9 protein-coding genes are annotated in these 13,516 nt (G+C 42.2%); 5 read left to right on the forward strand and 4 right to left on the reverse strand.

What is annotated here, in order from left to right; genetic code table 11:
* Positions 1 to 526 precede the first annotated feature (526 nt).
* Entirely contained in the window at positions 527 to 1,828 is a 1,302-nt protein-coding gene (gene purD, locus HBH39_RS02285; RefSeq protein WP_167675237.1) for a phosphoribosylamine--glycine ligase, read from the reverse strand.
* A gap of 85 nt (positions 1,829 to 1,913) precedes the next feature.
* On the reverse strand, positions 1,914 to 3,503 hold the full coding sequence (gene purH / locus HBH39_RS02290) for a bifunctional phosphoribosylaminoimidazolecarboxamide formyltransferase/IMP cyclohydrolase (protein WP_167675239.1): 1,590 nt from the start codon (positions 3,501 to 3,503) through the stop codon (positions 1,914 to 1,916).
* 317 nt (positions 3,504 to 3,820) lie between these two features.
* Between purH and zntR the strand changes: the two genes are divergently transcribed.
* From zntR to HBH39_RS02305, 3 genes are all read left to right on the forward strand, one after another.
* A complete protein-coding gene (gene zntR, locus HBH39_RS02295) occupies positions 3,821 to 4,291 on the forward strand; it encodes a Zn(2+)-responsive transcriptional regulator (protein ID WP_167675241.1) in 471 nt (156 codons plus the stop codon).
* A gap of 72 nt (positions 4,292 to 4,363) precedes the next feature.
* Positions 4,364 to 5,803 (forward strand): SO_0444 family Cu/Zn efflux transporter, encoded by a 1,440-nt coding sequence (locus HBH39_RS02300; protein WP_167675243.1) that lies wholly within the window; start codon positions 4,364 to 4,366, stop codon positions 5,801 to 5,803.
* Between the two features lie 269 nt (positions 5,804 to 6,072).
* A complete protein-coding gene (locus HBH39_RS02305) occupies positions 6,073 to 8,049 on the forward strand; it encodes a multiheme c-type cytochrome (RefSeq protein ID WP_167675246.1) in 1,977 nt (658 codons plus the stop codon).
* Positions 8,050 to 8,173: 124 nt separating this feature from the next.
* On the opposite strand, the gene HBH39_RS02310 is transcribed toward HBH39_RS02305, so the two are convergent.
* On the reverse strand, positions 8,174 to 8,968 hold the full coding sequence (locus HBH39_RS02310; RefSeq protein ID WP_167675248.1) for a S1/P1 nuclease: 795 nt from the start codon (positions 8,966 to 8,968) through the stop codon (positions 8,174 to 8,176).
* Between the two features lie 273 nt (positions 8,969 to 9,241).
* Here HBH39_RS02310 and HBH39_RS02315 point away from each other — a divergent pair, with 273 nt between their 5' ends.
* Positions 9,242 to 12,409 (forward strand): TonB-dependent receptor, encoded by a 3,168-nt coding sequence (locus HBH39_RS02315; protein ID WP_167675250.1) that lies wholly within the window; start codon positions 9,242 to 9,244, stop codon positions 12,407 to 12,409.
* A 237-nt stretch (positions 12,410 to 12,646) separates the two neighbouring features.
* Here the strand turns inward: HBH39_RS02315 and HBH39_RS19935 are convergent, their stop codons facing one another.
* Positions 12,647 to 12,772, reverse strand: coding sequence for a hypothetical protein (locus tag HBH39_RS19935; RefSeq protein ID WP_280117338.1), 126 nt, complete (start codon positions 12,770 to 12,772; stop codon positions 12,647 to 12,649).
* A 283-nt stretch (positions 12,773 to 13,055) separates the two neighbouring features.
* Between HBH39_RS19935 and HBH39_RS02320 the strand changes: the two genes are divergently transcribed.
* A complete protein-coding gene (locus HBH39_RS02320; RefSeq protein WP_167679928.1) occupies positions 13,056 to 13,508 on the forward strand; it encodes a GNAT family N-acetyltransferase in 453 nt (150 codons plus the stop codon).
* Positions 13,509 to 13,516 lie beyond the last annotated feature (8 nt).

Genomic DNA, 13,516 nt, shown 5'->3' on the forward strand with positions numbered 1-13,516 from the left:
ATGAATAAACTGTGGATTTGATCCATCAAAAGCGATTATTGGTTTTGAGTTTTTAGCTTTAATCTAGCGTCATTGAATTGATTAGCGATAAAAACGCAACACGATTATCGCACTTATGGTTGTTTTACATCATTTTCATAAAGTGAATCTTTACGCAAGTGAGCAATAGCCTCAAGGCTGACAAATTACCAGCAGATAAGATGAACTGATATTTTTCTGGGTAAAAACGCCCTGCGAAAATAACCATACCAATCACGAATACATTACGGATTGCTAAGCGACTTTGAGTACAAGCTATCCTTTTTTACCGATTTTCATCTCCCTTTGCCGAGTTAATTACTCGGCTTTTTTTTGGCTGAGATTCACCAGTTGAGTACGAAAGGATAAATCTACAGTGGTTAAAGAGGGGATGCGGATAATTTATCAAAGCTTAGCATGGAGTAACGATAAAACCTTGTCCACCTAAACTAAAAATCCCTGTGATGCAGGCATCACAGGGATTTTTTACGCAGAAAAAACTGACGAATTAGGCTTTTTCTTGCTCACGCGCAATCGCACGGTAGGCAATATCGGTACGGAAGTACACATCATCCCAATGGATAGCGTCTACTAAAGCGTAAGCGGCTTTTTGCGCTTCTGTTACCGTATTACCTAAAGCCGTCGCACATAATACGCGGCCACCATTTGTTACTACATGACCGTCTTTCATGCTGGTGCCAGCATGGAATACTTTAGCCTTGTTATCGCCAAGCGATAAGCCGTCAATGACATCATGTTTACGATAGGCATCAGGGTATCCACCGGCAGCCATCACAACACCAACCGCTGCACGAGAATCAAATTCAGCTGTTACTTTATCTAACTCACCACGGGTAGCGGCTAAACAAAGCTCAACGATATCTGATTGCAGACGCATCATAATGGGCTGAGTTTCAGGGTCACCGAAACGGCAATTGTACTCAAGCACTTTTGCGCTGCCATCAGGCGCAATCATTAATCCTGCATATAAAAAGCCAGTGTAAACGTTGCCTTCAGCAGCCATTCCGTCAACAGTTGGACGAATAACGTTAGCGATAGTCCAATCGTGAACGGCTTGAGTGACCACAGGCGCAGGTGAGTAAGCTCCCATGCCACCAGTGTTCGGGCCGTTATCGCCATTGTCGCGGGCTTTATGGTCTTGGCTGGTGGCCATGGCTAGAATGTTTTTACCATCTACCATCACGATAAAGCTTGCTTCTTCGCCTTTTAAAAATTCTTCGATAACCACGCGCGAGCCGGCGTCACCAAATTTGTTGCCAGCTAACATGTCATCGATGGCCGCATCCGCTTCGGCTTGGTCTGCGGCAATAATTACCCCTTTACCAGCGGCTAAACCGTCAGCTTTAATGACAATAGGGAAGCCGGTCTTGGCAGTGACTTCAGCCACATAAGCTTTGGCTGGTGCTATCTCAGTAAAGTTTGAGTAAGCCGCTGTCGGAATATTATGACGGGCTAAAAAATCTTTGGTGAAGGCTTTAGATGATTCAAGCTGGGCAGCACCTTGTGTTGGGCCAAATATCGCTAAACCTGCTTCATTAAAGGCATTGACTACGCCCAATGATAATGGCACTTCAGGGCCGACTATGGTTAGTTCAATACTGTTGTCTTGTGCAAATGCGACTAACTGAGCAATGGCTTCAACTTGAATGTTAACGTTTTCTAGTTTTGGCTCTAAGGCTGTGCCAGCATTGCCTGGTGCAACAAATACCGTGTCAACTTGTGGTGATTGTGCAGCTTTCCATGCTAGGGCGTGCTCACGTCCGCCACCGCCAATTACAAGTACTTTCATTGGTTCACCCCTAAAAATATCAAAATTAATTATGTTCTTATAACGAAAAAAGCAGCCCCATAAGGCTGCTTAATTCAAAGGCTATTTAATGGCGGAAATGACGCATACCAGTAAATACCATGGCAATGTTGTGTTCATCAGCAGCCGCGATGATTTCTTCATCACGGATTGAGCCGCCTGGCTGAATAATACAACTAATGCCGGCTGCCGCAGCTGCGTCAATACCATCACGGAATGGGAAGAAAGCATCCGATGCCATAACAGAACCTTCAACTACTAAACCTTCGTCAGCGGCTTTTATACCAGCCACTTTGGCCGAGTAAACGCGGCTCATTTGGCCTGCACCCACGCCGATGGTCATGCCATCTTTGGCGTATACAATGGCGTTTGATTTAACAAACTTGGCCACTTTCCAGCAGAACATTAAGTCTTTTAATTGCTCAGCCGTTGGTTGACGTTTTGACACCACAGTGACATCAGCCATATCGACCATGCCTTGGTCACGATCTTGTACTAACATGCCACCATTGACACGCTTGTAATCAAAGCTGCTGGTTTTTGCTTGCCACTGGCCACACTCTAATAAACGTACGTTTGCTTTAGCTGCAACGATGTCGCGGGCTGCTTGGCTTACTTTAGGGGCAATAATGACTTCAACAAATTGACGATCAACAATGGCTTTTGCTGTTTCAGCATCTAACTCTTGGTTAAAGGCAATGATGCCACCAAAGGCAGAGGTTGGGTCAGTTTTAAATGCGCGGTCATAGGCTTCTAAAATGTTGTTGCCCAACGCGACACCACAAGGGTTTGCGTGTTTAACAATCACACACGCAGGGCCGTCAAATTCTTTAACGCACTCAAGGGCCGCGTCAGTGTCGGCGATATTGTTATAAGACAGTGCTTTACCTTGTAACTGAGTGGCACTGGCTACTGAAGCTTCGTCAATGTTGATATCAACATAAAACGCAGCTTTTTGATGGCTGTTTTCACCATAACGTAAGTCTTGTTTTTTGACTAACTGGGTGTTGTAAGTGCGTGGGAACTGAGAATCTTCATGGCATTCGTCAGTGCTGTGTGCTGGCACCATAGTACCGAAGTAGTTAGCAATCATGCCATCATAAGCAGCAGTATGCTCAAAGGCAGCAATGGCTAAATCAAAGCGAGTCTCAAGGGTTGTGCTGCCGTTGTTTGCTTGCATTTCAGCAATTACGCGGCTGTAATCTTTAGCGTTCACCACAATGGTGGTGTCTTTGTGGTTTTTGGCGGTTGAGCGAACCATGGTTGGGCCGCCGATATCGATGTTTTCTACCGCGTCAGCTAAAGTGCAGCCTTCTTTTGCCACAGTTTGGGCGAATGGATATAGGTTAACGGCAACTAAATCGATAGGTTTGATGGCGTTTTGTTCCATCACTAACTCGTCAATACCGCGACGAGCCAAAATGCCACCGTGCACTTTAGGGTGCAAGGTCTTAACACGACCATCCATTATTTCAGGGTGACCTGTGTAGTCAGAAACTTCGGTAACAGGGATGTTGTTGTCGGCAAGCAATTTTGCTGTGCCACCAGTTGATAACAGTTCAACACCTTGAGCATGCAAAGCTTGAGCAAATTCAAGGATTCCAGTTTTATCTGAAACGCTAAGTAGGGCGCGACGAATTGGTCTGACAGTATTCATGTAGGTACAGGGTCCACTATTTAAGTTCAAGGATCTTTCGCAAATCAGATTAAGCTAAGTTGCAATCTGCTTTGCCAAAGTCCCTCAAGTGTATTTCGCGGCTGTTATGTTACTTTTTATCTATGCCGATTCTGAGCGCGCGTATTTTAACGTAAAGCTCACTGTTTGCGTGTTTTTTCTGCGTGATTTCACAATATTGAAATCCGAACAAAGGCAGAGTTAATTTAGTCACAGAAAACCCTTGACCTTATATTAAACTCTAAGGTTTATACTTGGGGTAATGTAATCCGTTTTTTCATTAATGTAAGGAGCCGATAATGTATCGGATTGGTGAGCTGGCAGCGCTTTGTGACATTAAAGCCGATACGCTGCGCTTTTATGAAAAGCATGGTTTATTGTCGCCCTCTAGCCGCTCAGAGGCAGGATATCGCTTATATACCAAAGATGACGCGGCAAGATTGCGCTTCATTTTACGCGCTAAAGCGGTGGGGTTTACCTTAAATGAAATTGCTGAATTACTGTCAATTGAATTAGACAAAGCCAATTGGGCTTGTGCTGATGTTAAAGGCTTGGTCGATAACAAGCTTGCGCAAGTTAAAATGAAGTTGGCCGAATTAACTCAGTTTTCAAATTCACTACAACGTTTATCTAATGCTTGCTGTGGCGGTCCTGACAGCGCTGAGCATTGTAGTATTTTAGAAGCGCTGGAATCAGAAGATAAACAACTGAAGACTAAAAAAGAAACGCACCATAAAGCACATCATCATTCATCAACTCATTCGTCTTAATCGTTGATTTGGTTATCTAACAGATGATCAAACAAGCACAGAATGCGTAATGAGTTGTTGAAGGAGAACACTATGTTATTAGAACAGTTATTTGAAAATTTTATTCACCTATTTTTAGAATCGGCCCCGTGGTTACTACTTGGGTTGGTGTTAGCAGGCTTATTAAAAGTGTTTGTGCCAATGGCATGGATGCAAAAGCAGTTGGGTGGCCATGGATTTAAAACCGTGCTCAAAGCGGCAATATTGGGCGCACCGCTTCCTTTGTGTTCTTGTGGTGTTATTCCTGCAGCAATTGGCTTGCGTCGCGCCGGTGCATCAAAAGCGGCCACTACCTCATTTTTAGTTTCGACTCCTGAAACTGGGGTCGACTCGGTTACTGTATCTTATGTGTTACTTGGGCCGTTTATGGCCATAGTAAGGCCAATTGCGGCGATAACCAGTGCGATTGTGGCAGGGCTTTTAGTGGGCCGTGATGATAAAGATGACGGGATTTCTGGCGGCGCGACTGGCCGTCATGATGACAGCACGGTTAACACTGACACCATTGAGTCTGTTAAGGCTAACACGGCGGCAAAGGCCTGTTGTTCAACTACAACCCAGCCAATAAACAAGCCTGAAAAACCAGCGAGTTGCTGTAACAGCAAAAAAGCTGCCAGTGACACTGTTTCGCAATTTCGCCCTGTGACTGAGCCATCGAGTAGCCTGTTAAAACCTTCGATGATGACAGCATCAACTTCAGCCACACCAAAACTTATGCCTGTTAACACGTCAAAAAGTCAAAGTTGCAGCAAAACCGCAAGCGAGGCAAAGCCAAAAACTAGCTGCTGCGCATCAACATCTATCGAAAGTGATATGCAACCCGTGGCTCAACAGGGAAGTAAAGGCGCGGCAAGTTGCTGTGCTTCAACCAAAGATATGGCGACCGAGTTAAAGCAGCAATCCATCATTAGCCGCATTGCTAGCGGTTTACATTATGGTGCGACCGATTTAGTACGTGATACCACCTTGTGGCTATTGGTTGGTTTGTTTTTTGCAGCGCTAGTACAAACTTATGTACCAGGAGATTTTTTAGCTAAGTGGGGCGATGGTGTTTTAGCTATGTTAGTGATGGTACTGGTATCTGTGCCTATGTATATCTGTGCTACCGCCTCAACACCTATTGCAGCGGGTTTGTTATTGGCAGGAGTATCACCAGGAGCGGTATTGGTGTTTATGATGGCAGGTCCAGCAACTAACATTGCGACCTTGGGTGTTGTGAGCAAAGAATTAGGTAAGCGCGCTTTATTGGGATATTTAGGCGGAGTGTTGGGCGTCGCTTTAATTGCCGGTATGCTAGTGAATTACCTAGTTGCTACCTTTGGTTTTGAGGTAATGCCACAAATCGGCCATGAACATCAATTATTACCACAAGGGGTTGTTGCTATTTGTGGCATTATACTCGCGCTATTAATGGCCAAAGTGGTGTGGGATAAAATTCCAAAGCAGAAAAAGTCTGACTCTTGTTGTTCGTAATTTCATCTATTAACATTTTTTTGATTGATATCCTGTAATCCCACTGTTGCCCAGATGTTTTTATTTTGTTATCAAGCGGAGGGTGTTTGAAACAGCTTGTAACAAAAGCTGATCAAGATCTTACTTTTGATACAAAGTCATTAAGTTTAATAACTGTCAGTCTTGTACTGTGACCAATATCTCAATGATTTAACCTATTCATCATTACTATTAAATTGCGTTTATACCTATAAAGTAGTAATTCGTCTAAAGGCGATAGTGGAGTGATGATGATGAAAATGAACCTATGCAAAATAGCGTTTCTCGTCGCAACTGCAATGGGGGTTGCAGCTTGCGGCAGTGATGGCAAAGATGGACAAGATGGCGCACCGGGTATACCAGGCGAACCAGGTCCAGGACCTACACCACCAACAGTAGAAACCTCTACTGTTACTAATGTGGAAATGATCAATCATATGATTGAAGACGGTAAGGTGACTATTGAATTTGGTATTACCAATGAAGATGGTATCGCTATTACTGGCTTAAAAGATGCTTCTGTATATTTAGCGGCAATGACCGAGAATGGTATCCAACGTAGCCGTGATGGCAGTGTTGGTGGCAGTGCTACTGTTGGTGGTAATTCTCCGACAGAAGGTGCAAGTATTTCGTTACTGGATAACGGAAACTACCAGTTTGTTGCTCCTATGGCAGCAGTTAAAGCTGATACAGAAGGTTTGATCCGATTACAAGTGGGTGGTGGCGACATTGCTCAATCACCATATTTAATTATCGATAAGCCTGAAATGACTCATACAACAACGACAGAGACTTGTTATTCGTGTCACGTTGATTATGCAACCTCTGATCTGAGGCATTCTCGCTATGTTGCTTTAAATACAGATGGCCAAGTCGATTTTGTTGGTGGCTGTATGGTGTGTCATAACAACGTACCACGTGATATCGCTGAAGATGGCTCATCTTTGAACACGGGTGGTTACGCTAAAAACACCATGCAGAAATTGGGTCACGTCAATCACCAGAAATTTGAAAAAGATTTCACACCAGCAAATTGTTATACCTGTCATGCTGAACCTGTAATGAACACCAGTATTGCAGGCAATGGCTGTACTGATTGTCACACTGGTTCAAGCGCGACTAAAGTACAAAACTTTTATGCAGCCAATGACGACTTTGATGTTCGCGCATTACATGCTAATGCAGCGGGTATCACTGAACGTAAAGAAATGCGTGAAAACTTCTACACTGAAACTTCAGCTGTTTACTTCGATGAAACGTTAGAATTTACTGATCACAAAGATGTATCTTGGGTTGGTGGTTACTGTGTTGACGTTAAATTGTTTGATAACTCTGGTGAAACTCCAGTGCAATTAAACATTGGTGAAATGTATGAAGCGCATACCATCACCTACGCTGGTGCTTATGTGAATGCGTACGACAACGAAACTGACTCAATTGTTGCCCGTGTCATCGGTCATGGTACTGAAGGTTATGTTGAGCGTGAAGATGGCACTCGTTCAGTTTGTTATGGACAGTTATTAAATGGTCCTGGTAGCGGCTATGAAAACGCACATCTAACCACAAGTTCACGCGTAACTTTAGCTGATGCAAACTGGCAAGATGATGATGGTAAGTTTGGTGTTTCTTTGACTGGCTTCTCTGAAGTAGTCGACAATACTTTTACACCTATCGATAAGCCATTCTCACGTCGTCACAATGTTGATGCGCAAAGCTGTACAACTTGTCACACCAATGAAACTAACTACCACAAAAATGGTAGTTACAACAACGGTGGTGAGTCTTGTATAGCTTGTCACAACAATGGTCAAGATCGTCGTGCAGGAAACTCAGCGCCAGGCTTTGGCCCTATGGTTCACAGCATGCACTGGGGTGTAGGCAGTGGTAAAGGTACTGACGATGCAAATTCAGCAAGCGAACTAAATGCTGATAACTGCGTATCATGTCACTCTACTGGCATTAACTTAAATGCTATTCCAAACCGTTACATGCTATCTAGAGCATACAATGGCGGTGTCTCAGGTGTTATGACAAGTCCGATTATGGCTAACTGTTTTGCTTGTCATGATGGCGCACAAGCCTTAAGCCACATGGAGCAAAATGGGGGTGAGCTTAACGTACCTAAAACGTTAGATTGGTTCACACAGCCTACTGCTGAATCTTGTGCAACTTGTCATGCTGAAGGTCGTTCATTTGGTATCGAGAAGTATCATAACTTTGAGCGTTAATGATTGATGATTGTCCATTATCATTTTAGTTTGATAATGAGATAGCATGATTATAGCGAGAAAATGGGAGCCACTGGGCTCCCATTTTTATATGTGTTATCGATATTTGATCACAAGAGATGAACTACTTTGCTAAAATTTGATTTAATTTTTCAGCTAAGCGTACACCCGCTTGTTGTACGCGTTTTTCAATCACAGGTTTATGAATAAACACATAGTTGAAGCGTAAGTCATCTTCACCATCACGATTTTTTTCTAATTGATAAGCCGAATCACGAAGTGCTTTTGACTCATCTGCCCACTGATAGTAATTTTTACCCTGCCAAGCTTTCACATCATCAGCATTAAAGTGGCTTAAAAAGCCAGTGTATTCGGTATAGCTTAATTCTTGATGATTAAGAATTTTACTATCCCATACTGAATGTAGGTTTGTTTGTTCACCAAACCACTTCAGTTTAATAGCATTTCCGCCTTTATCGTGGCTGTGACCAACATGCAGCGGTTGATGAATATCACCCACAAAATGCACATAAAAGGCTAAAGCTTCGAGTTTTTTCGATGCACTCAGGTTAGGGTTTGCCAGTGCTCGTTCAAAGTCTTCAAGTTTTGCAATAATATCGCCATCTTCACTGCGTTTAACTGTTTGCCAAGTTTCGTCATCTGCGATTGAAACATAATGCCAAGGCCCGGCATGATCCCAATTTTTGTCAGAACGAATTTCATCTGCCCATGTGGATAACTGAGCAAGTGACTTGCCATTGGAAATGTTATCGATTGCTTGTTTAGCATCATTGGTTAAATTATTTTCTGCGATTTGACCAATCACTCGATGCCCTAGAGGACCAAATGCTTGTGCTTGGTCTACCAGACCGCCATTTATGACCATGCCAAGACTAATGGCAAGTACCACTTTTTTCATGAAAACCCCGATTGTTTTTTAATTATTTATCGATATAAATGCCCGTTAATACAGGCATAGACTAGCGACTTTAGATGACCACAAGATGACACTGTATCAATACTGTTACATCTTGGTGGATCATTTGTTGTTATTTTACGCTAATTTAGACATGAAATTGCAACAAATGTTCTATACAATTCTGCGCAATCAAGTTTTTACTCTAAAAATTTGATTGCGCTTGCCCTACAGCAGGATGCACTTAAAAATTATAATTTCAGGGGTCTGAATACAATGTTAAATAATAAAATCAGTCGCTTAGCGCTAGCGACTTGCTTTGCTATGGGTGTTAGTTTTCCCGCCATGGCAGCTGATACCGCATCAAATATCCGTGGTCAAATTGTTGGTCCACAAGGAAATGCTGTTACAGATGCAAAAATTACCATTATGCATGAACCAACAGGCACTGTGACCGAGGTGACAGTGGGAGCTAATGGCGAGTTTTTTGCCAGAGGCTTACGTGTTGGTGGTCCTTACATTATCAAAATTGATTCAGATGAATTTGCTGATGATGTTGAGCAAAACTTATTTTTAAATGTAGGTGAAACCTTCCGTTTTAACCGAACTTTACAACTTGCGGCAGACATGGAACGTATCGGCGTTGTTGGTAGTGCCAGTTATTACCGTAGTGCTGGTGGCGACAGTGAATTTGGCGCGAAAGAAATTGCTAACGCACCAGGTGTTAGCCGCGACTTGAAAGATGTATTACGCCAAAATCCAATGGCGGTTGTAGGTACTGATGGTATCTCAATGAGCGTTGCGGGTATGAACCCACGTTTTAATACCTTTGTGGTTGATGGTATTTCGCAAAACGATGACTTTGGTCTTAACTCAAATGGTTATCCAACCCAGCGTTCACCTATTTCATTAGATGCAGTTGAAAGTGTGGCATTAAATGTGTCGCCTTATACGGCCCGTAATGGCGGCTTTACTGGCGCACAAATCAATGCGGTAACCAAATCGGGTACTAATGATGTATCAGGCAGTGTGTTTTGGGAAACTACTAACGACAGCATGGCAGGTAAAACTCAGCCAGATGATGAAGGTAAAAGAATAAATCAAGATTTTGAAGAAACCACATTTGGTGGCACGATTGGTTTTCCACTGATTAAAGACACCTTGTTCTTCTTTGGATCTTATGAAAACTTTGACTCACCCAAGTCTGCTGCTTATGGTCCTGCTGGTAGTGGATTTGCTAAAAGCTCAGATATTACCTTAGAAGAATTTACCAAAATTCAAAACATCGCTTCTAGCGTATATGGGTTAGATACCATTGGTACGTTTGACGCAAACCCGCAAGAAGAAGATGAGAAAATCTTAGCTAAAGTTGACTGGAATATTAACGATCAACATCGTGCAAGTTTCACCTATCAATATACCTTAGGTAACTTAACCAACAATATTTCAGAAAACACTTCACAGTTAACTATGTCGAGTGCTTGGTATAACAAAGAAGAAAAGTTAGAAACCTATGCCGCTAACTTATACAGTGATTGGACCGATGATTTCAGCACTGAAATTAAAGTGGCTTACAAAGACACCACCTCTAATTCAAACACCATTGACGATTTAGGCATTGGTAGTGTGAGCATTCAGACCTATGATCGCTCGGGTGACAGAGTGGTTTTTGGTACCGATAAGTCTCGCCAAGCGAATAAGTTAAACAACCAAAACTTAGAAGTACGTTTTGTGGGTGATTACTATTTAGGTGACCACAATATTGGCTTTGGTTTGCAATACAATAATGTTGAAGTGTTTAACTTATTTGCTCAAAACGTCATTGGTAACTGGTCATTTAACAGCATTGAAGACTTTGAAAATGGTGTGGTTGATCAATTCTTTTATGCTAATGCCAAATCGGGTAACCCGAACGATGTGGGCGCAAGCTTTAACATGGATACCTTAGCGTTATTTGTTGAAGATTCTTGGGATATCACCGCTGATTTAGAATTAACGTTTGGTATGCGTTATGAAACCATCAGCATGTCAGATTCGCCATCATTAAATCAAAACTTTGTTGACCGTTACGGCTTTGCTAATAACAAAACTATGGATGGTAAAGACATCTGGTTACCACGTATTGGTTTAACTTATTTACTAAATGACAATGTAACGCTTCGCGGAGGTGTGGGTCGTTATAGCGGTGGTTCGCCAACGGTATGGATGTCAAACAGCTTCTCAAATGACGGTAACAGCTTACTGAGTTACAACAATGGTTGGAATGATGCGTGGGGCACGCCAGATTTTGCAAACGTACCTAGTGAAGCACAAGATGGTTTAGTGGGCGGTGACGGCAATACTAACTCATTAGACCCTAATTTCGAACTACCATCAGACTGGCGTGCCAGCATTGGTTTTGACAGTACTTGGGACTTTGGCCCATTAGGCGAAGACTGGTTTGTGGGTGGTGAGTTTTTATATATTGCAAAAGAAAACGATGTGGCTTGGGTTGATTTAGCTCGTCGTAAAGTGAAAACCGATGCTACAGGTCGTGTTGTATATGAAACTTGGGATCCGTTAGCAAATAACGGCGCAGGGGGCAATACTAACCGTTACGACTTAATGCTAACCAATGCTGAAGAAGATGGTAACAGCAAAACTCTTAGTTTAAGTTTAGCGAAAAACTGGGATATGGGTTTGAGCATGCGAGCGGGTTATGCCTACAACTCAGTTGAAGAAGGTAACCAAGGTTCATCGTCTACTGCTACATCTAACTACCAATATACTCCAGTGCAATATGATCGTAATGGCACCACAATGGGTACAGGCTATTATGAAACCCCACATCGTTTCACCTTAAATCTAGGTTATGATGTCGAGTTTATTGCAGGCTACAATTCAAGCTTTAACTTGTTCTTTGAAGCAAGAGAAGGCAATCCAGTCACGTGGTTGTTAGGTTCATATAAAGATGGCAACTTGGGCGACCAAACGAGTTTTGCTAATGCTTCTTACTATCTGCCTTATATACCAACGGGTGCTGATGACCCAAATGTTGAATACAAAGGGTTAACTTATGAAGAGTTTAAATCAGCACTAGATAAACTTGGCTTAAGTAAATACGCCGGTGGTATCGCACCCAAAGGCATCAGCAATCAGCCTTGGGTACATCAGTTAGACTTCCGCTTTACCCAAGAGTTACCAGGTTTTATGGAAAAGCATAAAGGTATTTTGTACTTTGATGTGAAAAACGTACTTAACCTAATGAACAATGACTGGGGCGTAGTTGAATACCAAAGCTTTAATAGTAAAAAGCTAGTGGATCATGATTACGATGCCGCGACTGGTGTTTACACTTACTCAGTGCCGTTTGGTCAACAGGGGATTGAAACCGAGACCTATGATAACTATGACATCAAGCAATCTGCTTGGCAGTTAAAAGTAGGCGTTAAATACAAGTTCTAAATTTGATGATTAAACAAAAATACCGAGCGTTTGCTCGGTATTTTTTTATCTAATTAGGGCTAGCTAATAATACCAATCGTATTAAATAACTGATCATTCTAGCTTGTGAAAATACCTGATAACTGCGTTAGGTTTTTTGATTGTAGAATAAGTGCTTATCAAAAAATTGCCTTGTTACCACGCATTTTTTCTACGCTATTTCTGGCCACATATTTACTGTGGTGGGTAGAAATTGAACTATTTAACTTTGCTGATAATGTTAGATGTTGGCGCTTTTTTAGCTTGTTTTACAGCGCGTTTTTCTTTTAAAGAAAGCTTAGGTTGTTTTTTAGCTTCTTTGGCATTATTACGTTCTTTGCTCATGTTGAACTCCAAATAAAATTAACGGGTTACGGTTAAAACAATGTCGAAATAATCAAGTAGAATGGTGTTGAGATGATCTATTCAAATCAGTATTTGTGCTTGACAGCGTAGCACTAAAATGAAGGATTTTATCTAGTGTATCGATAGAATATTTTAGTCTAGGATTAGCGCAATTAACTCTATCAGTTTGGCATGAAAACTCATGTTAGAATAAGGCCATTTATGGTTATCAACCCCTGTGCCAATTCAGCACCCAGTTAATAAAAATACTCAGGAGTCTATGTTGCAGTGGCAAATATTACCCTTTAACCAGTTATCTATTGATCAGTTGTACGAGTTATTGACCATACGCGTAGATGTGTTTGTGGTTGAGCAAAATTGTGCTTATTCTGAGTTAGATAATAAAGACCGTCATCCACAAGCCCTGCATTTACTGGGGTATGCTGACGATAATACCCTTGCTGCTTATTGCCGTATTTTGCCTCCCGAGGTGAGTTATCCTCAAGCCAGCATTGGCCGTGTGCTGGTGGTCAAATCCCATCGAGGGAAAGGGCTGGCAGAGCCTTTAATGCAGCAAGCGATTGACATTGCATTATCGCAATGGCCTGAGTCAGGTATACAAATTGGTGCCCAGCAACACCTTCAAGCGTTTTATCAACGCCTTGGATTTATGAATCACTCCAAGGTGTATTTAGAAGATGGTATCCCCCATTTAGATATGATTTATCAAGCATAAAGGAACAT

Origin of the sequence: Shewanella aestuarii, from assembly GCF_011765625.1 — a bacterium.
Lineage (GTDB): Bacteria > Pseudomonadota > Gammaproteobacteria > Enterobacterales > Shewanellaceae > Shewanella > Shewanella aestuarii_A.

Coding starts and splice junctions, on each gene's coding strand:
- HBH39_RS02305 (WP_167675246.1), top strand. CDS start 6,073: ATGATGAAAATGAACCTATGCAAAATAGCGTTTCTCGTCGCAACTGCA.
- HBH39_RS02310 (WP_167675248.1), bottom strand. CDS start 8,968: ATGAAAAAAGTGGTACTTGCCATTAGTCTTGGCATGGTCATAAATGGC.
- zntR (WP_167675241.1), top strand. CDS start 3,821: ATGTATCGGATTGGTGAGCTGGCAGCGCTTTGTGACATTAAAGCCGAT.
- HBH39_RS02315 (WP_167675250.1), top strand. CDS start 9,242: ATGTTAAATAATAAAATCAGTCGCTTAGCGCTAGCGACTTGCTTTGCT.
- HBH39_RS02300 (WP_167675243.1), top strand. CDS start 4,364: ATGTTATTAGAACAGTTATTTGAAAATTTTATTCACCTATTTTTAGAA.
- HBH39_RS19935 (WP_280117338.1), bottom strand. CDS start 12,772: ATGAGCAAAGAACGTAATAATGCCAAAGAAGCTAAAAAACAACCTAAG.
- purD (WP_167675237.1), bottom strand. CDS start 1,828: ATGAAAGTACTTGTAATTGGCGGTGGCGGACGTGAGCACGCCCTAGCA.
- purH (WP_167675239.1), bottom strand. CDS start 3,503: ATGAATACTGTCAGACCAATTCGTCGCGCCCTACTTAGCGTTTCAGAT.